Below are 22,388 nucleotides of genomic sequence, written 5' to 3' on the forward strand. Positions count from 1 at the left end.
TTGACGGTCTGTAATTTCGTGGCGGTGCATGGGCGATTACTGATTTAGCGAAAGGTAATTGTCCTCACGCTCTAGCCCGGCCAGAGGATTTTCTGGTCGGGCAGCGGGGTAAATACACGGGAGCGGCGGCGAAGGTTTCCGGGGCTGCCCGTAGCTTCGCTGCGCTCAGAACGACAAACAATTCGATTTCCAAAGCCAAATCTACACCACCCCATGCGCGGCTCCTCTCACCTGGCCATCGGCCTCATCACCGGCGTTGCCGTGGCCGGGCTGGTGCCCGGCATTCCGTTTTCCGTGGCCGGCATTGCGCTGGCCGGCTTCTCCAGCCTCGCCCCCGACCTCGACCATCCCGAAAGCCGCCTCAGCAAGCGCCTCGGCTTCACCCAGAACTACGTGCGCTGGGCCTTTGCCTTCGGCGCGCTGGCGCTGGCGGCCTACGCCTATTTCCAAACGAGGCCCGGGGCCGAGCAGCGCCTGTTCTACACCGGCGCGCTGGCCTTCGGCCTGATAGGGGTGGGCATGCAGGGTGGCTCGGCCCGGCGGCTGGCGCTGCTTTTTACCGGACTCGCTACCGTAATTTCTGGATTATATACAGAACAATTATGGCTTAGCTTATTGGGCACGTTTGTCGCGCTGGCACCCTTCACCTCGCACCGCTCTTGGACGCATACCATCTGGGCCACCGCCCTCTGGACCTACATCGGCCACCTCGCCGACCAGCACCTCGGCTGGCGCGGCGTGGCGCTCTACGCTGGTAGTGGCTATGTGTCTCACCTGTTGGCCGATACGCTTACCAAGGCGGGAGTGCGCTGGTTTCTGCCAGCCCCGTTTTGCATCAGGGTTCCGCTCATCAGCACCGGCTCGGCCAGTGGCAATATGATGGAGGTGGCCATTTGCATCGGGTACGCGCTGCTGGTGCTTGGGCTGGTGGTGGGGCACATGGGTTTTTAGCCGGGAAGTGCCCAAAACCGGCCCGGCAGGGCGGTGCCAGAATGGCTAAGCCTGTTGCAAAAGTCAGCCAAGTACATTAGCTTCGCAGCAGATATGCAGGCAGATTATGCCCATATTTGTATTGCTTCGTGTTATTATTCTGCGTTTTCAATCGTTTGCGACGCCAAATATTCATAAAATTCAATTAATTTACTTTTCCGCGCCGATTTTTTGCCTGCTATAGGGCAGCTTGGCCGGGCCCCGCTACACCTCAGCTATTCCGAACCGCCAAGAATTTGTGCCGGGCTTTCCGTTCCGCACAATTCGCAGGGTTTTTTCGATTTTACACCCTAGTCCCACTCAAAACACATCTCTAACTTTACTTAACGCATCCCATGAACCAGATGAACAGCCCCTTGATTCGGGTTGGTGTCTTTTATGACGGCAACTATTTCTTAAAAATTAGCGACTATTATTATTTCCAGCACGAACGCAAGGCCCGCATCAGCCTCGAAGGCCTCCACGAATACATTCGCCACCAGGTTGCTGAAGAAGAAGACGTAGATGTTCGCCTGGCGCAGATTACCGATGCCCACTTTTTCCGCGGCCGCCTCTCGGCCACCGAAGCCCGCGACAAGGACCGCCTGTTCCACGACCGCCTGCTCGACGATATTCTGATGAACCTGGGCGTGCAAACGCACTACATGGCCCTGAAAACCCGCGACGGCCGCCTGCAGGAAAAAGGCATCGACGTGTGGCTGAGCCTCGAAGCCCTGGAGCTGGCCCTGCACAAAACCCTCGACGTAGTGGTGCTCATCGCCGGCGACAGCGACTACGTGCCCCTCATCCGCAAGCTCAACACCGTGGGCACCCGCGTGATGCTGCTGAACTGGGATTTCAAATACGAAGACTTCAAGGGCGAAACCCGCGTTACGCGCGCCTCGCAGCAGCTGCTGGAGCAGGTGACCTACCCGGTGGCCATGCACGACGTAATTGACCGCGGCCTGCAGCAGCAGGACGAAGTGGTGGAAGCCATGTTCGTGAACCAGTCGGAGCCGGCCGCCTTTGCGCCCAGCACGGCTGCCGCGCCCAAGCTGGCCCGCCCCACCGGCCCCACCGCCGCCGGCCCCGTGGGCACGCTCGGCATGAGCACCATCAAAAACCTGAAAAACGGCTTCGGCTTCGTGGTGATGCCGCCCAACAACCTGTTCTTCAGCTACGCCGACCTGACCGAGGGCGACTTCAACGACCTGCGCGAGGGCGACTGGGTGGAATTCACGGTGGGCCGCAACCACCGCGACGAGGACTGCGCCCGCAACGTGCGCAAAGTGCCCGCCCCGCAGATGACCGACGGCGAAGACGAGTACGAGCCCGTCGGCGTGCATTCGTCGGTCGAGCTGTAGCGCCGGCCAGACAGATACAAAAGCCCCGATTCTGCCAGAAGTCGGGGCTTTTGCGTTGAATAAGGCGGCATCGCGGCCAGCGCTTACGCCATGACCAGCTTTGCAAAATCCCGCTTGTTGGCCGGGTAGCGGTTGAAGGTGCCCAGGCCACGGGCCACGGCTGTGTCGTCCTCGCCCTCTTTTATCCGATAGATAACACAGCTGCTCACCACCAGCGAGTTGCCGGCGTGGTCGACCACGCCCCGGGCTACCAGCACATCGTGCAGGTGCACGGCGTGCAGGTAGTTCATCTTGAATTCGACGGTAGACACAAACTCCAGCCTGGTGAAGGCCAGCGTGAGGGCCGCCGCGCCCAGTGCCGCATCCATGAGGCCGGCCAGCACGCCGCCGTGGCAGGTATTGGGCGAGGAAAGGTGCTCGGGCAGCACGGTCATGCGGTATTCGGCGTGGCCGGGCCGGGGCACGGTGAGGACCATGCCGTTGGCGCGGCCGAAGTGGTTCATCTGGTTGTAGGCGGCCACCATGGCGGCCAGCTCGGGCCGGGCGGTAGGAGAGGAGTTGTCGGACACGGTGAAAGTGGGTGGGAAGGTGAAACAGAAGCGGGAGTACAGACGACGGGTTACAGCTGCTTGCGCATCAGAAAATGCGGCAGCACGCCAAATAACGTGTGCGACGGCTCCACCACGGCGTAGCCCAGCTGCTGGTAGAAGCCCAGGGCCGTTTCGCGCGAGTGCAGCACGATTTCGGTGAGGCCGGCGGCCCGGGCCTGCACTTCGAGATAGTGCACCACCTGCCGGCCCAGGCCCTGGCCGGCGGCCTCCGGGGCCACGGCCATGAAGCGAATCTGGCCCTGATGCGTGCCGGTGGCTTGCAGCATGCCCACGGCTAAGGCCGTTGGTGGCGCTTCGCCTTCGGATGGGGCCAGAAGCAGGGCGTGGATGGTGCCGGGCTCGTCGTCGGCGGGCACGCGCTCCGAGCCGGGGGGCTGCTGCCAGGGCTGGCGCAGCACGGCGTAGCGCAGCTGGTAGTAGGCGGCCCACTCGGCGGGTGTGTGGGGAGGCTGAATGCTGGCGCGGCGGGGTTTCATGAGCGAAGTATGAAGTGGGAGCGTAACCAGGGCCGGTGCGGGCTGTTACCTTTGCGGCCCGGCTGCAGCCGGTTTCTCTTCGTCAAAACTACATCCCACCCCGCTATGGCATCCTTCGATATCGTGAGCAAAGTTGACCCGCAAACCCTCGAAAATGCGGTAAATACGGCCCAGAAAGAACTTGCAACCCGCTACGACCTGCGCGATACCAAAGGCGGCATCGAGCTCAACAAAAAAGAAAACACCATCCTGCTGTCGTCGGAAAACTCGATGCGCATCAAGGCGCTGGAAGACATTCTGCTGGGCCGCGTGGTGAAGCAGGGCATCGACGGGACCAGCCTCGACTTCACGGCCGAGGAGCAGCCCAGCGGCCAGCTCGTCAAGAAGACCATCAAAGTGCGGGCCGGCGTGGACAAGGAGTTCGGCCGCAAAATCATCAAGGCCATCAAAGACGCCAAGGTGAAGGTGGAAGCCCAGATGCAGGACGACCAGGTGCGCGTGACGTCGAAGAAAATCGACGATTTGCAGGCCGCCATCGCCGTGCTGCGCAAGGCCGACATCGGCCTGCCGCTGCAATTCGTGAATATGAAATCATAAGCAGGCTAACGGGCTGTCATCCTGAGCGCAGCGAAGGACCTTATCATTGCTGGCCAAGGTTGCTGTAATGCAAGCAGCCCAGACGCGATAAGGTCCTTCGCTGCGCTCAGGATGACAACCGCTGCCGTTCACCCATTCAACTCACTGCTTTGTACGATTTTTCGGCTTTTGCCCACCCCGCTACCTGGGTTAGTCTGCTCACCCTCACGTTTATGGAAATCGTGCTGGGCATCGACAACATCATCTTTATCTCCATCGTCGTCAACCGGCTGGCCAAGGAGCAGCAGGCGCGGGGCCGCACCATTGGCCTGCTGCTGGCGCTGGTGTTCCGCATCGGGCTGCTGCTGAGCATATCCTGGATTGTGAGCCTGCGCAATCCGCTGTTTAACCTGCCCGATTTTCCGTGGCTCGACCAGCCCTTCGGCGTAACCGGCCGCGACCTGATTCTGCTGGCCGGCGGCCTGTTCCTGATGTACAAGAGCACTACCGAAATCCACACCAAGCTGCAGGGCGAGGAAGAGGAGGAAAACGTGGGTGGCAAAGGCGCCTCGATGATGGCCATCATCGCCCAGATTGTGGTGATTGACATCGTGTTCAGCTTCGACTCCATTCTGACCGCCGTGGGCCTCGTCGATAACGTGCTGGTGATGATTGCGGCCGTAATCTGCGCTATGGGCATCATGCTGAGCTTCAGTGGCGTGGTGGCCAATTTCGTGAACAACAACCCCACCATCAAGATGCTGGCGCTGTCGTTTCTCATCATGATTGGCTTCATGCTGGTGATGGAAGCCGCCCACAAGGAAATCGAAAAGGGCTACCTCTACTTCGCCATGGCCTTCTCGCTGACGGTGGAACTGCTGAACCTGCGTCTGCGCAAAAAGACCAAACCCGTGCAGCTGCGCGATTCGCAATACGACTAAGGCACGCCTTGAAACAGCTGTAATAGTGTAGTGGCTAGAAAGACAGCATTGGCTAAGCTGGCGACAAGCCGTTGGTCGGCAGTAAGCCACGGCACCAGACCTGCTAAGGCGCTAAGCAGTAGGCCTGTCCAGAATAAGTTTCGCGGCCCGTCATACATGGAGCTACAGCTTATAGCGGCTGCCCTTGAGGAGAAACGGGCGGAAACGGCCGTGCCTCGCAGTGGCGTGCGGCGGATGAGGACCGGGGTGCCAATTGGCACTTGCTCATCGACAGAAAAAATGCCTTGGGCTGTCCAGTAGCTGTAGTTTTTATTGGGTTCGTGGCGTAGGGAGTGAAAAACGATTTGTGCGTCTGTAACTTTTTCGAGGTGTTCGGTTGCCAGGGTCAAGTCAATGAGCAGGCCAAGTCCCAAAGCCAGTGAAAGGATAAGAAACGGCCGGGCCAGACGCAGCGCTCGGGCATATTCGGCTGCATAACGCGCCGCAGGTGGTGCGGCCGGGTATCGGACGTGTGCTGCCCGTTTGGCTCGGTGGGCGGCATCGCGGGCCCGGCCTGAGGGTGACGGGGCCGGCGCGAAAGATATTGGCTGCTGTAGCCCATTGTCGTAAGCTGCCCGGCGGCTAGGGTCGCTCAATATTTCATAAGAGGCATTGATGGCCAGGTAGCGGGCGTGCGCGGCCGGGTCGGGTGTGCGGTCGGGGTGGGTGAGCAGCACCAGCCGGCGGTAGGCCCGGCGAATGTCGGCAGTCGTGGCTGTTTCGGGTAGCTCCAGAATCTCGTAGTGCGTCATCAGCCGCGAAATAACGGCCCGGCTACTTAAGCACCCCAGGCCACTACGGTGTCTACTTGGTCGAGCACGCGGCGCAGCGCCATTTCCAGCAGGCGGCGGTTCAGCTCGGCGCGGTGCGGGCGGTAGAATTCGTACTCGTCGGCGGTGAACTGGCCGGTTATCAGGCCCACGATGGTATAGCGCAGTTTGGTGTTGCGGGTCAGCAGTTCCGTGAGCTGGTGGTGCTGGTCGGTGTGGCGGAGGGCGATGTGGTGGTCGCGCACAAAGTCGGCCACCAGGGCCAGCAGCAGGTCATTTTGCAGCTTGAGCACCGGGCGCAGCGTGGCGTGCAGGAAGGCGCCCAGGGTGCCGTCGGCATCGGTGGTTTCGGTGGGCACGACGGGGCGCAGGGCCAGCAGGGCGGCGTCGGGGCGCGGAGAATAGGAAAGGGGCATGGCGGGCGAAAGTAAGCAACAGCCATTCAAGCGCGGACTGAAAGTCCGCGCTTGAATGGCTGTTGCGTGTTGGCAGTTGGCAATGATGCTGCAGCTCGCGGACTAAAAGTCCGCGCTACTATCGGCTACACCACGCCCAGCTTCACCAGCGCATCCCAGAGCACCACGCCGGCCGCCACGCCCACGTTGAGCGAGTGCTTGGTGCCGAACTGCGGAATCTCCACGGCCATATCGCAGAGGGCCAGTACCTCGTCTTCCACGCCGAATACCTCGTTGCCCAGCACCAGGGCCAGCGGGCGGCCGGGCTCGGGCCGAAACTGGGGCAGCAGAACGCTACCGGTGGTTTGCTCCACGGCCGCCACCTGGTAGCCGGCGGCTTTGAGGGCGGCCACGGCGGTCACCGTTTCGGCGGCGTATTCCCAGGCCATCGATTCCTCGCTGCCCAGCGCGGTTTTGGTGATTTCGCGGTGCGGCGGGCGCGGCGTGTAGCCGCAGAGGTAGATTTTTTCCAGCGCAAACGCGTCGGCCGTGCGGAAGATGGCCCCCACGTTGTGCATGCTGCGCACGTTGTCGAGCACCAGCACCACGGGGCTTTTGGGCGTACTTTTGAAGTCATCAACCGAGGCCCGGTTCAGCTCGGCCATTGTGAGTTTTCGCATGGGGCAAAGTTACCCGTAGGAACGCGCCACGGCGCGTTCGGCGTTTACCCGATGCCATGGCCGGCCAGTAAAATCCGGTTGTTCCGAATTATTCCAACGATTGAACGCGCCGTGGCGCGTTCCTACCATGCCTGCACCCAAAAAAGAATTCGTCATCAAGTCCGTCGGCCCCGACCATTTCACCGTGCCCATCCCGGCCGTGTCGGAAACGCCGCTGATGAAGCAGTACTACCAGCTCAAGCAGCAGCATCCGGGCGCGGTGCTGCTGTTCCGGGTCGGCGACTTCTACGAAACCTTCGGCGAGGATGCCGTTACGGCCGCCCGCATTCTCGACATCACGCTTACCAAGCGCGGCGCCGGCAGCAGCAGCGAAGTGGCCCTGGCCGGCTTTCCGCACCACTCGCTCGACAACTACCTGCCCAAGCTGGTGCGCGCCGGCCAGCGCGTGGCCATCTGCGACCAGCTCGAAAACCCCAAGGAAGCCAAGGGCCTCGTGAAACGCGGCATTACCGAGCTGGTGACGCCCGGGGTGAGCATGCACGACAACGTGCTCGAGCGCCGCGCCAACAACTACCTCGCAGCCATTCATTTCGGCAAGCAGGAGGCTGGTATTTCCTTCCTCGACATCAGCACCGGCGAGTTCCTGGCTGCCCAGGGTACGCTCGATTATCTGGGCAAGCTGATGCAGAATTTCAGCCCCGCCGAGGTGCTGTTCTGCAAAAAAAGCCGCTCGGATTTTGAGCTGCATTTCGGCCCCGACTACTGCACCTACGCGCTCGACGATTGGGTTTTCGGGGCCGACTATGCCCACGACACCCTCACGCGCCATTTCCGCACCACCTCGCTCAAGGGCTTCGGGGTTGATAATTTGAAGGAAGGCGTGATTGCGGCCGGCTGCATCCTGCACTACCTCGCCGAAACCAAGCACACCGACATCCAGCACATCGCCAGCCTCGGCCGCCTCGAGGAGGACAAGTACGTGTGGCTCGACCGCTTCACGGTGCGCAACCTGGAGCTGGTGCACGCCCAGCACCCCGGCGGCGTGCCCCTCATCGACGTGCTCGACCAGACCCTGACGCCTATGGGCGCCCGCCTGCTGCGCAAGTGGATAGTGCTGCCCCTCAAGGAAGTAAGCCAGATTCAGCGCCGCCTCGACACCGTGGCGGCTCTGGTGGCCGATGAGGAATTGCTCGGCGACCTCACCCAGCACCTGCGCCAGATAAACGACCTGGAGCGCCTGATTTCCAAGGTGGCCGTGCGCCGCGTGAACCCCCGCGAGTTGCTACAATTGGCCCGCGCCCTCGAAGCCGTGGCGCCCATGCGCGAGCGGCTGGCCGCGTCGGGCGTGAAGGCCCTCGTGAAGCTAGCCGAGCAACTCAACCCCTGCGCCAACCTGCGTCAGGAAATCATCACCAAAATCAAGCCCGACGCGCCCATCCTCACCAACCAGGGCGGCGTGCTGAATACGGGCGTCGATGCTGAGCTGGATGAGCTGCGCGCCCTGGCCTTCTCGGGCAAGGATTTTCTGCTGCAGCTGCAGATGCGCGAGCAGCGCAACACCGGCATCTCGTCGCTGAAAGTGGCTTACAACAAAGTATTTGGCTACTACTTGGAAGTCACCAACGCCCACAAGGACAAGGTGCCCGCCGAGTGGATTCGCAAGCAGACGCTGGTGAACGCCGAGCGCTACGTGACCGAGGAGCTGAAAACCTACGAGGAGAAAATCCTCAACGCCGAGGAAAAGCTGTTCGTAATTGAGCAGCGCATCTACAACGAACTGGTGCTGGCCGCGCTCGATTTCGTGCCCCAGATTCAGCAGAACGCCCGCGCCATTGGCGTGACCGACTGCCTGGCCAGCTTCGCCCTCACGGCCCGGCAGCAGCGCTACGTGCAGCCCGTGGTGAACGATGGCACGGTGCTCGATATTAAGGGCGGCCGCCACCCCGTGATTGAGCGCCAGTTGCCGCCCGGCGAAAGCTACATCCCCAACGACATCTGCCTCGACCAGGACGACCAGCAGATTGTGGTGATAACCGGCCCCAACATGGCCGGCAAATCGGCCCTGCTGCGCCAGACAGCCCTCATCGTGCTGCTGGCCCAGATTGGCTCCTTCGTGCCCGCCGATACTGCCACCGTGGGCATCATCGACAAGATTTTCACCCGCGTAGGGGCTTCCGATAACCTGAGCAAGGGCGAAAGCACCTTCATGGTGGAAATGACCGAAACGGCCTCCATTCTCAACAATCTATCGGACCGCAGCCTCGTGCTAATGGACGAAATCGGCCGTGGCACCAGCACCTACGACGGCATCAGCATTGCCTGGGCCATTGTGGAGCACCTGCACAACAACCCCAAAGCCAAGGCCAAAACCCTCTTCGCCACCCACTACCACGAACTCAACCAGTTGGCCGACGACTGCGCCCGCGTCCGCAACTACAACGTGGCCGTGAAGGAAGCCGACGGCCGCATTCTGTTCCTGCGCAAGCTGCAGCCCGGCGGCTCCGAGCACAGCTTCGGCATCCACGTGGCGCGCATGGCCGGCATGCCCACCTCGGTGGTGCTGCGCGCCAATGAAATCATGCACCACCTCGAAGTGGAGCGCACCAGCACCGGCCTCGATGACAGCGCACCCACGGAGTTCGACGATGTGCTGGCCGGCATCGAGTCCGATGGTCATGGAGCTGTTTCCAGCAACGGCAGCCGCAATGGCATTGCCGTGCCGCCGCCGCGCGAGCCGGCTCAGCCCAAGCCCCGTGCCACCACGGCCGTGGCCACCGCGCCGCGCGCCCAACTCAGCATCTTCGAGCCCAGCGACCCGGCCTTGGAGCGCATCCGCGAGCTGCTCCAGCACCTCGATGTGAACACGCTCACGCCCATCGAAGCGCTGATGAGGCTGAACGAGCTGAAGCTGACGTTAGGGAAAGGTTAAATTTTTTCGGGCTGAAAATGAGGCCAAAAGGCCCCTGGAATGAAAATTTACATGCTTAGCACTTGCATCTCCAAAAAAGGCCCTTACCTTTGTCGCACCATTCAGCACAAGCAAACTTGTTCTGAACCTCCTGCGAGAGTAGCTCAGTTGGTAGAGCGCGACCTTGCCAAGGTCGAGGTCGCGAGTTCGAACCTCGTCTCCCGCTCCAAATGTTCGAAAAAACGCTGTCCTCGGGCAGCGTTTTTTGTTTAACCCGAAATCCATCCACGGTTTAGGGTTAATTTTGGCGAATGCCAGCCACGCCGGAGTGGTGGAATGGTATACACGAGGGACTTAAAATCCCTTGCCTTCACGGGCTTACGGGTTCGAGTCCCGTCTCCGGTACGAAAAATCCCCTTTACGGAGAGCCGTAAAGGGGATTTTTTGTGCGGCAGGATGGCGCTGGCCTTGGCTCTCAGGCTACACGCGCTCAATGATTACGGCGTAGCCCTGGCCTACGCCGATGCACATCGTCACCAGCGCGTAGCGTTTTTGCTGCTCGTGCAGCTCCAGCGCGGCGGTGTTCAGCAGGCGGGCCCCGCTCATGCCCAGCGGGTGGCCCAGGGCAATGGCCCCGCCGTTGGGGTTGATGCGCGGGTCATTATCGGCCAGGCCAAAGGCGCGGATGCAGGCCAGCGACTGGGCGGCAAACGCCTCGTTCAGCTCAATAATATCGATGTCTTGCAAAGTCAGGCCGGCTTTTTTGAGGGCCAGCTGCGTGGCGGGTACCGGCCCGATGCCCATAATACGCGGCTCGACGCCCGCTACGCCCATGCTCACGATGCGGGCTTTGGGCGTGAGGCCGTGCTGCCTGATGCCGGCTTCTGAGGCCAGCAGCAGGGCCGCCGCACCGTCGTTGAGGCCCGAGGCGTTGCCGGCCGTGACGGTGCCGCCGGTTTTGCGGAAGGCGGGGCGCAGCCTGGCCAGGCCGTCGAGGGTGGTGGCGGGCTTCATGAACTCATCTTCGCCAAAGAGCAGCGGCTCGCCCTTGCGCTGGGGAATGGGCACGGGGGCCAACTCCCGGGCGAAGCGGCCCCGCTGCCGGGCGGCAGCGGCTTTCTGCTGCGAGGCCAGGGCAAAAGCGTCCTGGTCTTCGCGGCTGATGCGGTACTGGTCGACCAGGTTTTCGGCGGTTTCGCCCATGGCGTCGGTGCCGTATTGGGCCTGCATCAGCGGGTTGATGAAGCGCCAGCCGAAGCTGGAATCGGCCATCTGTGAGTCGGTGCCAAAAGCTTTGGAGGGCTTGGACATAACGTATGGCGCGCGCGTCATGTTCTCCACGCCACCGGCCACAAACAGGTCGCCGTCGCCGCTCTGGATGGCGCGAGCGGCTGCAATGCCGGCCGATAAGCCGCTGGCACAAAGCCGGTTCACGGTTTCGCCGGGCACGGTATAGGGCAGGCCGGCCAGCAGGGCGGCCATGCGGGCCACGTTGCGATTGTCCTCGCCGGCCTGGTTGGCGCAACCCAGGATGACGTCGGCCACGGCGGCGGGGTCGGCGCCGGGGTGGCGCTTCAGCAGTTCGCGGATGGTATGGGCGGCCAGGTCGTCGGGGCGCACGGCGGCCAGCGTGCCGCCGAAATTACCGATGGGCGTACGCACCCCGTCGATGATATAAGCTTGGGTCATGATTTTCGGAGATATAACGCCTGCCTCTGCAGCGTGCGGCCCGGCGTTTTCGGAGAGCAAAGGTCTACAGAATTTCGTTGCTGGTGCGGTAGGCAGTGCCTTTGAACAAGGCCAGCACCACGTCGTTTTGATTGACAACCCGCACCTGATACACGCCGATTTTATGCTTGAGGCTTTCTTCGCGGGCTTCCACCGTGATGACGTCGCCGGGCCGGCCGGCTTCCAGGTAGTCTATGGTGACGGTGAGGCCCACGCTCTGCCGGCCGTGGCTGTTGCAGGCGAAGGCAAACGCCGAGTCGGCCGCCGAAAACGTGACGCCGCCGTGCAGCGAGCCAAAACCGTTCAGCATATTGGGGCGCACCGCGAAGTGCAGCCGGCAGTAGCCGGGGCCCACTTCATCAACCTGCAGGCCAAGCAGCTGGCTGAAGCTGTCCTGCCGCAGCATGAGGTCTTTCACCGCTTCGGCGGGGTGGTGGTTGGCGGGCAGAAGCGGCGGATTCATGCGATGGTAAGGATGATGCGGAAACGCGGCGATTTGCGTCTCGCCGTTGCTGATAGTGTTGTGATTGGGCGGTTCCGGGTTCAACGATAAGACGCCATTATGCGTCGCTACATCGTGCCGGTTACAGGGTGCGCAGGTCGCGCACGCGGCTGAGCTTGCCGCCCTCGCTGCGCGGCAGTGTGCCGAAGCCCAGGAGCGTCACTTTCATGCTCAGGCCAATGTTGTCCTTGATTTTCTTGGCGAACGAACCCTGCAGCGTGCGCAGGCAGTCGTGCCGGGCAACGGTGTCGGCGGTGACCGTTTCCAAGCCCAGCTCGCGCATGAGGTCTTCGGCAATTTCCACGCTTACTTCCACCTCGTCCATGCTGCCCCGGCGCGAGGCAACTACCTGATAATAAGGGCTTACCTGAGACATGCCGCTGAGAATGTCCTCGACCTGGGTGTGGAAGAAATTGACCCCGCGGATGATGAGCATGTCATCGGCCCGGCCGCGAATGGGGCCCATTTTGACATGGGTGCGGCTGCGCGACTGGTCGTAGTAGAGGTTGGTGATGTCGTTGGTCCAATACCGCAGAATGGGCATGGCTTTTTTGGTAAGCGTGGTGAATACCAATACGCCCAGCTCGCCCTCGGCCACCGGCTCGCCGGTGTGCTTGTCCACTATTTCGGGGTAGAAATGGTCTTCCCAGACGTAGCTGCCGGTGCCGCGCTCGTTCACGTCTTCCTGCGACACGCCGGGGCCCATTATCTCGCTCAGGCCGTAGATATTGGTGGCTTGCACGCGCAGGCCGCTTTCCACCTGCTGGCGGATGGCATCGGTCCAGGGCTCGGCGCCCAGCACGGCGTATTGCAGGTTGATGGCCTCCGGAGCAATGCCGCGCCGCTTGATTTCCTCGGTCAGCACCTGCGCGTAGGAGGGCGTGGCGCAGATGATTTCGGGCCGGAAGTCCTGCAAAAGCTGCAGCTGCCGGTCGGTGCTCCCGCCCGATACGGGGATGACCGTGAGGCCCAGCTTCTCGGCCCCGTAATGAATGCCCAGCCCGCCCGTGAAGAGGCCGTAGCCGTAGGCGTTCTGCATTTTCATGCCGGGCCGGCAGCCGGCGGCGGCCAGCGAGCGGGCCACTACTTCGGCAAAGATGGCGAGGTCGCCGGCCGTGTAGCCCACCACCGTGGCCTTGCCCGTGGTGCCGCTGGAGCAGTGCAGCCGCGCCACCTCGTGCTGGGGCACCGCAAAAAGGCCGAAGGGGTAGTTATCCCGAAAATCCGTCTTTCTGGTGAAGCCCAGCTTGCTCAGGTCTTCGAGGCCCCGAAACGTGCCGGGGTGCACGCCCAGTTCGTCGAACTTCTGCTGGTAGAACGGCACCCGGTCGTACACATAAGCCACTTGTTCCTTGAGGCGGGTGTTTTGAAGGGCGCGCAGCTGGGGCAGCGGCATCTGTTCAATTTCGGGATTGAAGAGCATGGCAGCAGTGACTAAAAAGGGTGGGATGGCAGGGCAGGAGTAGCTGGTTATATTACCAAACTAACAAACGTTTGTTTAATTATGGCCTGAAAAAAACGCTGCCGGGCGGCCATCATCACAAAGATGCGGCAACCAAGCAGCGTCCTTCGCGGGGTGAGCTAAGCCGGGGTCAACTCGGCGTTAGCAGATTTTTGGGCGGTTGCAACGGCCGATTTGGCGCTGGCCTTAATCATATCGGCGGCTTTCTCGCCAATCATGATGCTGGGCGCGTTGGTGTTGCCCGAGGTCACGAGCGGCATGATGGAGGCATCGGCTACGCGCAGCCCTTCGATGCCGTACACCCGCAGCTCGGGGTCGACCACGGCCAGGGCATCGACACCCATCTTGCAGGTGCCGGCCATGTGGTGGTAGGTCACGGCGGCGCGGCGGATGTAGTCGCGCAGGGCTTCTTCGGTCTGCACGTCGGGGCCGGGGCACACCTCGCGCTCGCGCCAGCTATCCAGGGCGTGGGCTTCGCCAATCTGCCGGCACAGCTTCACCGAAGCCAGCAGCGACTGCATGTCGGCTTCTTCGGCCAGGTAATTGGGGTCGATGTTCAGCGGCGCGGCGGGGTCGTTGGCGGTGAGCTTGATGGAGCCCCGGCTGGCCGGCCGGATGATGCCCGCGCAAAGCGTGTAGGCATTACTGGGGCCTTCGAAGCCGGGCGCGTAGTAGGGCAGGTGCATGAACAGCGGCTGCAAATCGGGCACAATCATGCGCGGGTCGCTTTTCCAGAACAGCTGGCTTTCCAGCATCTGGTGGTTGGGGGCGGCAATGGGTTGCCGGGCCTCGTAGATGACGCTGGCCAGCAGGTGGTCCTGCAGGTTCTCGCCCACGCCGGGCAGGTCGGCCACCACCCCAATGCCCAACGCCCGCAGTTCCCCGGCGTTGCCGATGCCCGAGAGCAGCAGAATCTGCGGCGACTTCACGGCCCCGGCCGAAATAATGACTTCCCGGCGGGCGTACACGTCGTGCACCTGGCCTTCGCGCTCGTAGCGCACCCCCACGGCGCGTTTGCCTTCAAACAGAACCTTTTGCACGTTGGCGTAGGGGCAAACGGTGAGGTTGTCGCCGCGCTCCAGGGCCGGGTGCAGGAAGGCCACCGCCGTGCTGCACCGCTGGCCGGCGGGGGTCACGGTCACCTGGTTGTAGTTGGCTCCCCAGATGCTTTCACCGTTGCAGTCAGCGGTGAATGGCAAGCCGATTTCCTGGCAGGCTTCCACGGCGGCGGTGCATACCGGGTTGATGTTTTTGTTGATGGTGACGTGCAGCGGGCCGCCCACGCCGTGGTACTCATTGGCCCCCTGCTCGTGGTTTTCCGACTTCTTGAAGTACGGCAGCACTTCGCTGTACGACCAGCCGGTGTTGCCCAGGTAGGCCCAGGTATCGTAGTCGCTGCGGTCGCCGCGCACGTAAATCATGGCGTTCAGCGACGAGCTGCCGCCGTAGGTTTTGCCCCGGGGCCAGTAGTGCTCGCGGTCGGCGGTATGCTTTTGGGGCGCGGTCATCACGGCCCAGTCGCGCTCGGTTTGCCAGGTGGCGGGCCAGCCGGCCGGCGCGTGGATGTTGGGGTCGGTATCGGGCGCGCCGGCTTCCAGCACCAGCACCCGCACGGCCGGGTCTTCGGTGAGGCGGTTGGCAATGACGCTGCCGGCGGAACCCGCGCCGACGATGATGTAATCGAACTGCTCGTTGCTGTTCATGGGTGGGAATTTTGAGATTGATTAGATGGAATTTTGAACGTCCTGCTGAGCGCAGTCGAAGCATCTCTACCGCTTCGCCTAACGCCGAAACCTTACCCCGGCCCCGCTCCCCAGGAGAGGGGAGCCACGGCGGCGCGGATGTTTGCAATCGTTAGGCACCCTTCTCCCGGGAAGCGGGGCCGGGGGTGAGGTTTGCGGCTGCGCGCCGCTACAGCGCTATCGTCACGGCCTTTTCCTCGGTGAATGCCAGGATGCCGGCGTAGCCATTCTCCCGGCCAATGCCGCTGGTTTTGTAGCCGCCCCAGGGCAGGCGCGGGTCGATGGCGGCCCAGCAGTTCACCCACACGGCACCTGCTTTCACCTGGCGGGCCAGCAGGTGGGCGCGGCTCACGTCGCGCGTCCAGATGGAAGCGGCCAGGCCGTACTTGGTGCCGTTGGCAATGGCAATGGCTTCTTCCTCGTCGTCGAAGGGAATGATGGTGCCGACGGGCCCGAAAATTTCCTCCTGCGCGATGCGCATGTTGTTGTTGGCCTGCGCAAAAATGGTGGGCCGCACGAAGTAGCCTTTTTCCATTTCGCTGGCACCGCCGGCCAGCATGGTAGCGCCTTCGGCCTGGCCGATGCTGATGTAGTTGCTCACCCGCTCAAACTGGCTTTTGCTGGCCAGCGTGCCCATTTGGGTGGTGGCTTCGAGCGGGTCGCCGAGCTTGATGCCGGCCGCCGCGCCCGCCAGGGCCTCGGCTACCTGGTCTATCTGGCTGCGGTGCACCAGCACTCGCGTGCCCGCCGCGCACACCTGGCCCTGGTTGAAGAATAAACCCATGGCCGTGCCGCCGATGGCTGCTTCCAGGTTGGCATCTTTCAGAATAATTTGCGGCGACTTGCCACCCAGCTCCAGGCCCACCCGCTTGAAAGTGTCGGCGGCCGTTTTGCTGATAATCCGGCCGGTTTCGGGGCTGCCGGTGAAAGAAATTTTGTTCACGTCGGGGTGGCGCACCAGTGCGTCGCCGGCCGCTTCGCCGGTGCCCGTCACCACGTTCAGCACGCCGTTGGGGAAGCCGGCTTCCTGCATCAGCCGGCCCAGGTGCAGGGCCGAAAGCGGGGTTTCTTCCGAAGGCTTGAGCACCACGGTGCAGCCGGTGGCCAGCGCCGGGCCCAGCTTCCACCAGGTTATCATGAAGGGCGTGTTCCAAGGCGTGATAGCGCCCACCACCCCAATGGGCTCGCGCAGGGTGTACGAAAGCGTGGGGTTGCCGAAGTAGCCGGGCGTGGGCACCTGCTGGCCCACAATCTTATCGGCCCAGCCCGCGAAATACCGAATGCAGTCCACGCTATGCGGCAGGTCCAGCATCTGCGTTTCCACGAAGGGCCGACCGATGCTCAGGGCATCCATCATGCCGAGCAGCACGGCATCGCGCTCCACCAGGTCGGCCAGCTTGTTCATGAGGCGGCCGCGCTGGGCTCCGCTCATTTTCGACCACTCGCCGACCTCGAATTGATGACTGGCGGCGGCCACGGCGGCATCGATGTCGGCTTTGGTGGAGGCGGGTACGCTGGCCAGCACGGCTTCGGTGGCGGGGTTCACCACCTGCATGGTCTGGCCGGAAGCGGCGGGCGTGGGCTGGCCGTTGATAAAGTTCTGAAACTCGCGGGCCGGGTTGCTGCTTTTAGCAAGGGCGGCGTTAAATTCTTCGTAGGTCATGCGGGTCAAGAAGAGGTGTGAGTGGGAATGCAGCAAAAGTGGGTGCTTACTCACGGCATCTGGTTGGCCGATTCTATCATTGTATCGGCTATTCGTATCAACTTGCCGAACGCCTCGTCGGCCCGGCCCTGTTCGGACTGGTATTCGGCGCTTTGCCCTTATTTTTGATTTGCTCACTCCCATTCCCACCCCGCTGTTCATCTGATGGTTGCCTCCGCCTATGCCCGGCTTTGTCCCACGCCGCCCCAGCAGCTGGGATGCCTGGTCGAAAACCGCACTGCCTTCACCCTGGACGAAGCCGAGCTGTCCGTCTTCGAAACCCTGGAGCCCGCTGAGGCGGTGGCTTTTCAGTTCGGCCGGCCCATGGTGGCCATGATGCTCAGTGGGCGCAAAGTGCTGCACTGGCCCGAGCAGCCCACGTTTGCGTTCGGACCGGGCGTGGTTTTCGTACCGCCGGTGGCCGAGCCGATTGGGGTCGATTTGCCGGAAGCGTCCTTCGAGAACCCCACGCGCTGCGCCGTGCTGGATATGTCGGAGCAGCACATTCAGAAAACCGTAGCTCTGCTCAACGAGCGCTGCCCGCGCACCGAGCCCACCGATGAATGGGTGCTCGACCTGGCCGCCAGCCGCTACTTCGTGACCGATGACGCGCCCACCCGCCAAACGCTGGGCCGGCTGCTCGATATCATTATGGAAAACAACCGGGCGCAGGCGTTTTTCGTCACCGGGGCGCTGCAGGAGCTGGTGGTGCGCCTGCTCCAGACCCAGGCGCGTCGGCTATTGCTCGACAACAGCCAGCAGCACGCCACGCACCGCCTGAGCCACGTTGCCGAGTACATCAAGCGGCACCTGAGCGAGCCGCTCACCATCGACCAGCTTGCCGGCCAGGCCTGCATGAGCAAGCCCCATTTCTTCCGCTGCTTTAAAAGCGAGTTTGGCCTGACCGCGCTGGAATATATTCAGCAAGAACGCATTAAAACCGTGAAGCACCTGCTCAGCGACCCGCGCCACACGCTCACCGAAATCTGTTTTCAGGCTGGCTTTCAGGACATGAGCCATTTCATCCGGATTGTGAAGAAGCTCACCGGCCACACGCCCGGCGAGCTGAAGCGCCTGCTGGCGGGGGCGGCTGGCTAAGCTGCGGGCTGCGAGTCCTGCGCGAGAGGCGCCCGGGCCGGCTGCGGCCCGAAGCCCGCCCGAAACAGCACGTATAATCCGGCCACCGGCAGTGGGCTTATGATGAAGTCCAGCACCTGGCGGCTGAGGCGGTAGGCCCATTGCACGTTGCCGGCCAGCTTGCCCAGCAGCGTAATGGCCACGTACACCAGCAAGGCCCCCGCGTAGAGCTTCCAGGCCAGCTGCCACTGCGCGGGCCGCAGCACCCGCCACAGCAGCGCCAGGCAAATGCTCAGGTACAGCACCGCATAGGTGGCCACGGCCGGTAGCGGCCGTTTGGTAATGCCGCCGTTGATGCCCTGCTGCATGGCCGCAGCCACCCGGCTCAGGCCGGCAGCGGCCAGGGCTTTCTGCCAAAAGCTGGTAATAGCGGCCAGCAGGTCTTCGCTATACACGCCAATGAGCAGCAGGGCCAGCAGCAGCAGGCCCACCAGCAGCCAGTGCACGGCGCCCGTACGCGGAAATTGTCGGCTGGCCGGAAAATCAGGTTGAGAAGGCACGGGAGTGGGGAAGCGCAGTTAGCGGGCGGGCACGGCCAGGCGTTTGGCCCAGAGCATCCAGAGGCCGAAGATGCAGCTGTACACGATGAAGGTGAAGGTGTAGTGGTGGTTGAAATCGACCGACTGGTGGGCATACTCCTGGTTGAGGGCCAGGGCCGCCACGCGCAACACATTCAGCACCCAGATGAGGGCAATGCCGGCCGGAATAAACCACAGCTTGCGCCGCCAGGGGCCCGGAAAGGCCAGCACAAACCCGCCAAACAACGCGTAGAGCACCAGCCCGTTGCAGGGCGGGCCCACAATAACAGCCGGCTGCCCGTTCATCAGCAGCACGCTGGCATAGGCTTTATCGAGGCTGGCATCGAAGCCAAAGACTTTCAGCAGCGCCATGCTGGTGCGCGAAATCTGAATGCAAAGAGCCGCATCGAGGCGGCCGTCGGGGGCCAGCCATTGCTCGTAGCCAAAAAACCATACCAGGTACATGGCAATGGCCACCACAATGAAACGAACAAGCAGTCGGTTGCCGGAGGGCGACGCCGGGATGGGAAGCGAGGTTTGCATAAGCCGGGGGTGAAACTACAAAGCTGCAAAAAAAGGCGGCTCTTCCATCACAGAAGAGCCGCCTTTTTTAAATTCAGTTAATTAGCAGTGAATTGCTTAGGCTTTTTTGCGACGATTGCGCAGGTGCTTGATGCCATAGGCTACCCCGCTGGCCAGCAGCAGCGAAGCGCCGCCATCGAGGGGCACGGCGGTGGGGTCGGGGATGCCGGGGCCAGGGCCGCCGCTGCCGGGCTGGGCCAGCGCAACTCCACCAAAAGCAATTGCCAGCGCCATGGCCGGAAGCAAACGAGTCAGGAAAAATGATTTCATGCGGTAAACGGTGAAAGTAAGGGTGAGAAATGATAAGCGCCAGTGGTGGTAAATGTAGAGCAATTATTGAGGAATACCCCCAGCCAATGGCTGGCCGGGGGCATTTCTTAACAAATCAGTTACTCAATCACTACGCGTTTGGTGAGAGCTTGGTTTTCGGCCTGTAAGCGCAGGGTGTACACGCCGGTGGCCAGCTCTTGGGTGCTGAACTCGGCGGTAGCGCCGGCCGCCGTGAGGCCAATGCTGCGGGTAATAACCACCTGGCCCAGTGCATTGACCAGCGTAGCCTGCACTGCGCGCTGGCCCGCCAGCGGCGGCAGCAATACCGTGAAGCTGCTGTGCGCCGGGTTGGGGTAGAGGCTCACGGTGGCGGCGCTCAGCTCGGTGCGGGTAGCCGTCACGTTGGCCGGGCGGAACACCACGCTGAAACGGCCCGTGCCGGCTGCCGCCGTAGCCAGCGTGAAGGCGTAGCGGGTGCCCACTGCCAGCGGCTGCTGCGTGCCGGTGAGGGCATCGCGCAGGAACACGGTGGTAGCGCCAAAGTTGACCAGGTCGCTGATTTCGAAGCTGAAGGTGCCGGCCTGCGGGGCCCGCACCAGTAGCGGCACCACCACATCGGTCCGGGTGAGGGGAGCCAGGCCGTTGATGGCCAGGCTTTCGGTGCCGCTCAGCGAAGCCAGGTCCAGGCCGGTGGGGTTGGCCAGCTTAATGGCATCGTACTGGGCATCGATGCCGGCCGTGGCCCCCTGCTCAAAGTAGAGGAAGGCTTCGTCGGTGCTGCCGGCTCCGCTCAGGGTGAGGTGCAGCTGGGGCCGGGTATCGTTGCCGCGCCCGAAGGCCGGCTGGGTCCCGAAGGTGGTGACGCGGTTGGCGTTGGTGAGGTTCACCGCGCCGGAGCCGCCGGGGGCCGTAACGCGGGCGAAGTAGCCCGAGCCGGCATCAATCAGCGGCGAAGCGCCGATGCCGTTGTCGAAGCTGCGGTAGGTGCCGGCATACTGGCCGGTGCTCTGATACACGTACATGGCCCCGTCCATGCCGGGGCGTTGGGCGGCGGTCACGGTGTTCCAGTCCAGGGGCGAGGGGTAGGGATTACCCAGCAGCTGCCAGCCGGCCTGGGCATCGGTGCCGCGGCTCAGGGTGCCGGAGTTCTGGGCGGCGTTGTTGAACGTGCCCACGAAGTCGATGGGGGTGGCCGTGGCCGGGGCGTTCACGGTGTAGCCGCGGGTGGGCTGCATCACGTCGCCGGCTCCGGCGGGCGAGTACCAGCCTTTGTCGAAAGCCCCGTAAACCGACGTGACGGTTCCCACGCGGGCCTGGTCGTAGCCAAATACCGTGGGGAAGGGCACGACGAGGCTGGGGTTCGGCACGTTGTTATACGTCGTGTTGAACGTAGGCGCGAAGCCGGCGGTGGTCAGGTCGGCCAGCGTGGTGCTTTGCACCGGCGAGCTGAAGTGACGGTAGGCCGGGCCGGTCACGGCATTGGTTACGGCGCGCTGCATGGTGCCGGTACCGGTCACAACCCCGCCGGTGTTGTCAACCAGCGCCGTACCTGCGGCCGACGATAGCAGCGTGAAGCCGAAGCCTCCGGTAGCCAGGTTGCCGCTTTGCAGGCGGGCCACCTGGGCAATGCTCACGCCCTGGCTCAGGGCAAGGCCGGTGGGGTTGTTCACCGTCAGATTGCGAACAGTGGAGGGCAGGCCCGCGCCGGTCACCTGCGCCGCCGTGCCATTGTAGGTATAGGAGGCGTCTGAAGCATACGTGCGGGTGCCGGCAACCTGAACGGCGCCGGTAGCGCCCGTGGTGGCAATGCCCGCCGCGTCGCAGATGCGCAGCTCCGCGCCGGCTTGCAGGACGAAGCTGCCTGGGCCGGTCAGCGACTGGCAGCTCTGGTCCAGAATGCCTCCGCTTTGCACCGTGAGCGTGCCGTTCACGGTGAGCGTGCCGGTGAGGGTGGCCACGCCGCCACTCTGCACGGTCACGTTGTTATAGGTGCCGCTCACGTTTTGTGGGGTGTTCACCACGAGGTTGGTCAGCGGCGCCGTGCACGACACATTCAGGGCGAAGGTACCGGTGTTACCAGAGCCGAAGCGCTGCACCATGAAGTAGTAGGTGGTACCCACCACGCTGGTGAAGGTGACGGTGGAGGCTAGGGTGTTGGCCCCGCAGCCGCTGTCGTCGTCGTTGCTGCCCACGCAGGTGAGCGCACCGCAGGCACCGGAATACACGAAGAGCTTGGTGTCGATGGCGGTGGCGGCCGCGCAGGTGCTCACCGTCACAATGTCGCCGGTGCCCACGAAGGAGTAGAACACGCCGGGCGAGGCCGAGGGGGTGATGCCGCTGCAACTGGCCGTGGGGTCGCCGGTGGTGGTGGCCCCAACGGTGGTGCCGTTCAGGGTCTGGCCACAGGCAATGGCGGTAGCATTAGCGCAGTCGTCGTTGGCCGGGGGCGGGGCCAGGGTGGTGAAGGTGGTGGTGGCGGCCGTCGAGGTGGCCCCGCCGGAGCAGTTGCCGGTCACGCTCACGGTGTAGCTGGTGCTGGGCGTCAGGCCCGTGAGGGCCACGGGCGAGGCCGTGGGGGCGGGGGCAACGGTGACGGCCGAACCGCCGGCCGGGGTGTAGGTCACGGCGTAGCTGGTGTTGCCGCTGCCGGCCGTGAAGCTCACGCTGGCCGTGGTGCTGGTGATGCTGCCGGCCGTCAGCCCGCTCACCGGGGCACAGGCCGGGTCGGTCTGGGCGCAGATGGTGAAGGCGCCGAAGTTGTCGTTGCCGTACTCCCACACCCGGGCGTAGAGGGTCGCGCCGGGCGTCAGGCCGGTGGCGCGCAGGAAGGAGAAGCCGCCGCTCGGGCCGCTGTCGTCGTCGCAGCTGATGAGCGTCAGGTTGCCGCAGCTGCCCGAGTACAGGGCCAGGCCGGAGTCGAAGCTGGCCCCGGCCGAGCCGGTCTGCACCTGCACGATGCCGTTGGCGGGCACGGTGAGGCTGAACCAGACGTCGCCGCCGGCGTAGCTGGCGCAGC

At 63.1% G+C, this 22,388-nt stretch carries 20 protein-coding genes and 2 tRNA genes; 8 read left to right on the plus strand and 14 right to left on the minus strand.

Annotated features, from left to right (window positions below; all coding sequences use genetic code 11):
- Positions 1 to 213: 213 nt before the first annotated feature.
- Positions 214 to 951: a metal-dependent hydrolase gene (locus ACYVHT_RS11670; protein ID WP_460551551.1), complete on the plus strand. Its 738-nt coding sequence runs from the start codon at positions 214 to 216 to the stop codon at positions 949 to 951.
- Positions 952 to 1,334: 383 nt separating this feature from the next.
- Entirely contained in the window at positions 1,335 to 2,333 is a 999-nt protein-coding gene (locus tag ACYVHT_RS11675; RefSeq protein ID WP_460551554.1) for an NYN domain-containing protein, read from the plus strand.
- Between the two features lie 83 nt (positions 2,334 to 2,416).
- On the opposite strand, the gene ACYVHT_RS11680 is transcribed toward ACYVHT_RS11675, so the two are convergent.
- Together ACYVHT_RS11680 and ACYVHT_RS11685 are read right to left on the minus strand one after the other, a co-directional pair.
- Positions 2,417 to 2,902 (minus strand): PaaI family thioesterase, encoded by a 486-nt coding sequence (locus tag ACYVHT_RS11680; protein ID WP_460551557.1) that lies wholly within the window; start codon positions 2,900 to 2,902, stop codon positions 2,417 to 2,419.
- Positions 2,903 to 2,952: 50 nt separating this feature from the next.
- Positions 2,953 to 3,420, minus strand: coding sequence for a GNAT family N-acetyltransferase (locus tag ACYVHT_RS11685; RefSeq protein WP_460551560.1), 468 nt, complete (start codon positions 3,418 to 3,420; stop codon positions 2,953 to 2,955).
- A 105-nt stretch (positions 3,421 to 3,525) separates the two neighbouring features.
- On the opposite strand from ACYVHT_RS11685, the gene ACYVHT_RS11690 reads away from it, so the two are divergent.
- Positions 3,526 to 4,017 (plus strand): YajQ family nucleotide-binding protein, encoded by a 492-nt coding sequence (locus tag ACYVHT_RS11690; protein WP_460551563.1) that lies wholly within the window; start codon positions 3,526 to 3,528, stop codon positions 4,015 to 4,017.
- A gap of 149 nt (positions 4,018 to 4,166) precedes the next feature.
- The gene (locus ACYVHT_RS11695) at positions 4,167 to 4,937 is read left to right on the plus strand and encodes a TerC family protein (protein WP_460551566.1); all 771 of its coding nucleotides are present in this window, start codon (positions 4,167 to 4,169) and stop codon (positions 4,935 to 4,937) included.
- Here the strand turns inward: ACYVHT_RS11695 and ACYVHT_RS11700 are convergent.
- The 3 genes from ACYVHT_RS11700 to ACYVHT_RS11710 form a co-directional block, all read right to left on the minus strand.
- The gene (locus ACYVHT_RS11700; protein WP_460551569.1) at positions 4,934 to 5,728 is read right to left on the minus strand and encodes a J domain-containing protein; all 795 of its coding nucleotides are present in this window, start codon (positions 5,726 to 5,728) and stop codon (positions 4,934 to 4,936) included. The two genes, ACYVHT_RS11695 and ACYVHT_RS11700, sit on opposite strands and share 4 nt — an antisense overlap.
- Positions 5,729 to 5,754: 26 nt before the next feature.
- On the minus strand, positions 5,755 to 6,162 hold the full coding sequence (locus tag ACYVHT_RS11705) for a hypothetical protein (protein WP_460551571.1): 408 nt from the start codon (positions 6,160 to 6,162) through the stop codon (positions 5,755 to 5,757).
- Between the two features lie 125 nt (positions 6,163 to 6,287).
- Positions 6,288 to 6,821, minus strand: a complete 534-nt coding sequence (locus ACYVHT_RS11710; RefSeq protein ID WP_460551574.1) for an RNA methyltransferase — start codon at positions 6,819 to 6,821, stop codon at positions 6,288 to 6,290.
- Between the two features lie 217 nt (positions 6,822 to 7,038).
- Here ACYVHT_RS11710 and mutS point away from each other — a divergent pair, with 217 nt between their 5' ends.
- The 3 genes from mutS (at position 7,039) to ACYVHT_RS11725 (ending at position 10,134) form a co-directional block, all read left to right on the plus strand.
- Positions 7,039 to 9,750: a DNA mismatch repair protein MutS gene (mutS, locus tag ACYVHT_RS11715; protein WP_460551993.1), complete on the plus strand. Its 2,712-nt coding sequence runs from the start codon at positions 7,039 to 7,041 to the stop codon at positions 9,748 to 9,750.
- 132 nt (positions 9,751 to 9,882) lie between these two features.
- Positions 9,883 to 9,958, plus strand: a tRNA-Gly gene (locus ACYVHT_RS11720).
- A gap of 93 nt (positions 9,959 to 10,051) precedes the next feature.
- Positions 10,052 to 10,134 (plus strand) — tRNA-Leu (locus ACYVHT_RS11725).
- 75 nt (positions 10,135 to 10,209) lie between these two features.
- Here ACYVHT_RS11725 and pcaF read toward each other — a convergent pair.
- From pcaF to ACYVHT_RS11750, 5 genes are all read right to left on the minus strand, one after another.
- Complete coding sequence (pcaF, locus tag ACYVHT_RS11730; RefSeq protein WP_460551577.1) at positions 10,210 to 11,418, minus strand: thiolase family protein; 1,209 nt, start codon at positions 11,416 to 11,418, stop codon at positions 10,210 to 10,212.
- A gap of 64 nt (positions 11,419 to 11,482) precedes the next feature.
- On the minus strand, positions 11,483 to 11,920 hold the full coding sequence (gene paaI, locus ACYVHT_RS11735) for a hydroxyphenylacetyl-CoA thioesterase PaaI (protein ID WP_460551580.1): 438 nt from the start codon (positions 11,918 to 11,920) through the stop codon (positions 11,483 to 11,485).
- Positions 11,921 to 12,041: 121 nt separating this feature from the next.
- Positions 12,042 to 13,382: a phenylacetate--CoA ligase family protein gene (locus ACYVHT_RS11740; RefSeq protein WP_460551582.1), complete on the minus strand. Its 1,341-nt coding sequence runs from the start codon at positions 13,380 to 13,382 to the stop codon at positions 12,042 to 12,044.
- A gap of 158 nt (positions 13,383 to 13,540) precedes the next feature.
- Positions 13,541 to 15,124, minus strand: coding sequence for a GMC family oxidoreductase (locus tag ACYVHT_RS11745; RefSeq protein WP_460551584.1), 1,584 nt, complete (start codon positions 15,122 to 15,124; stop codon positions 13,541 to 13,543).
- Between the two features lie 208 nt (positions 15,125 to 15,332).
- The gene (locus tag ACYVHT_RS11750; RefSeq protein WP_460551586.1) at positions 15,333 to 16,826 is read right to left on the minus strand and encodes an aldehyde dehydrogenase family protein; all 1,494 of its coding nucleotides are present in this window, start codon (positions 16,824 to 16,826) and stop codon (positions 15,333 to 15,335) included.
- Positions 16,827 to 17,030: 204 nt separating this feature from the next.
- Between ACYVHT_RS11750 and ACYVHT_RS11755 the strand changes: the two genes are divergently transcribed.
- On the plus strand, positions 17,031 to 17,963 hold the full coding sequence (locus ACYVHT_RS11755) for an AraC family transcriptional regulator (RefSeq protein WP_460551588.1): 933 nt from the start codon (positions 17,031 to 17,033) through the stop codon (positions 17,961 to 17,963).
- On the opposite strand, the gene ACYVHT_RS11760 is transcribed toward ACYVHT_RS11755, so the two are convergent.
- From ACYVHT_RS11760 to ACYVHT_RS11775, 4 genes are all read right to left on the minus strand, one after another.
- Positions 17,960 to 18,502 (minus strand): XrtX-associated membrane protein, encoded by a 543-nt coding sequence (locus ACYVHT_RS11760; protein ID WP_460551590.1) that lies wholly within the window; start codon positions 18,500 to 18,502, stop codon positions 17,960 to 17,962. The genes ACYVHT_RS11755 and ACYVHT_RS11760 overlap by 4 nt on opposite strands.
- Positions 18,503 to 18,520: 18 nt before the next feature.
- Positions 18,521 to 19,063, minus strand: coding sequence for an exosortase X (gene xrtX, locus ACYVHT_RS11765; protein WP_460551592.1), 543 nt, complete (start codon positions 19,061 to 19,063; stop codon positions 18,521 to 18,523).
- A 96-nt stretch (positions 19,064 to 19,159) separates the two neighbouring features.
- A complete protein-coding gene (locus tag ACYVHT_RS11770) occupies positions 19,160 to 19,372 on the minus strand; it encodes a PID-CTERM protein-sorting domain-containing protein (RefSeq protein WP_460551595.1) in 213 nt (70 codons plus the stop codon).
- Between the two features lie 119 nt (positions 19,373 to 19,491).
- On the minus strand, positions 19,492 to 22,388 hold a 2,897-nt coding region (locus ACYVHT_RS11775), incomplete at its 5' end, for a T9SS type A sorting domain-containing protein (protein WP_460551598.1).

Source organism: Hymenobacter daeguensis, from assembly GCF_054780555.1.

Coding starts and splice junctions, on each gene's coding strand:
- ACYVHT_RS11685 (WP_460551560.1), bottom strand. CDS start 3,420: ATGAAACCCCGCCGCGCCAGCATTCAGCCTCCCCACACACCCGCCGAG.
- ACYVHT_RS11770 (WP_460551595.1), bottom strand. CDS start 19,372: ATGAAATCATTTTTCCTGACTCGTTTGCTTCCGGCCATGGCGCTGGCA.
- ACYVHT_RS11750 (WP_460551586.1), bottom strand. CDS start 16,826: ATGACCTACGAAGAATTTAACGCCGCCCTTGCTAAAAGCAGCAACCCG.
- xrtX (WP_460551592.1), bottom strand. CDS start 19,063: ATGCAAACCTCGCTTCCCATCCCGGCGTCGCCCTCCGGCAACCGACTG.
- ACYVHT_RS11670 (WP_460551551.1), top strand. CDS start 214: ATGCGCGGCTCCTCTCACCTGGCCATCGGCCTCATCACCGGCGTTGCC.
- pcaF (WP_460551577.1), bottom strand. CDS start 11,418: ATGACCCAAGCTTATATCATCGACGGGGTGCGTACGCCCATCGGTAAT.
- mutS (WP_460551993.1), top strand. CDS start 7,039: ATGAAGCAGTACTACCAGCTCAAGCAGCAGCATCCGGGCGCGGTGCTG.
- ACYVHT_RS11740 (WP_460551582.1), bottom strand. CDS start 13,382: ATGCTCTTCAATCCCGAAATTGAACAGATGCCGCTGCCCCAGCTGCGC.
- ACYVHT_RS11755 (WP_460551588.1), top strand. CDS start 17,031: ATGGTTGCCTCCGCCTATGCCCGGCTTTGTCCCACGCCGCCCCAGCAG.
- ACYVHT_RS11705 (WP_460551571.1), bottom strand. CDS start 6,162: ATGCCCCTTTCCTATTCTCCGCGCCCCGACGCCGCCCTGCTGGCCCTG.
- ACYVHT_RS11700 (WP_460551569.1), bottom strand. CDS start 5,728: ATGACGCACTACGAGATTCTGGAGCTACCCGAAACAGCCACGACTGCC.
- ACYVHT_RS11710 (WP_460551574.1), bottom strand. CDS start 6,821: ATGCGAAAACTCACAATGGCCGAGCTGAACCGGGCCTCGGTTGATGAC.
- ACYVHT_RS11675 (WP_460551554.1), top strand. CDS start 1,335: ATGAACAGCCCCTTGATTCGGGTTGGTGTCTTTTATGACGGCAACTAT.
- ACYVHT_RS11745 (WP_460551584.1), bottom strand. CDS start 15,124: ATGAACAGCAACGAGCAGTTCGATTACATCATCGTCGGCGCGGGTTCC.
- paaI (WP_460551580.1), bottom strand. CDS start 11,920: ATGAATCCGCCGCTTCTGCCCGCCAACCACCACCCCGCCGAAGCGGTG.
- ACYVHT_RS11690 (WP_460551563.1), top strand. CDS start 3,526: ATGGCATCCTTCGATATCGTGAGCAAAGTTGACCCGCAAACCCTCGAA.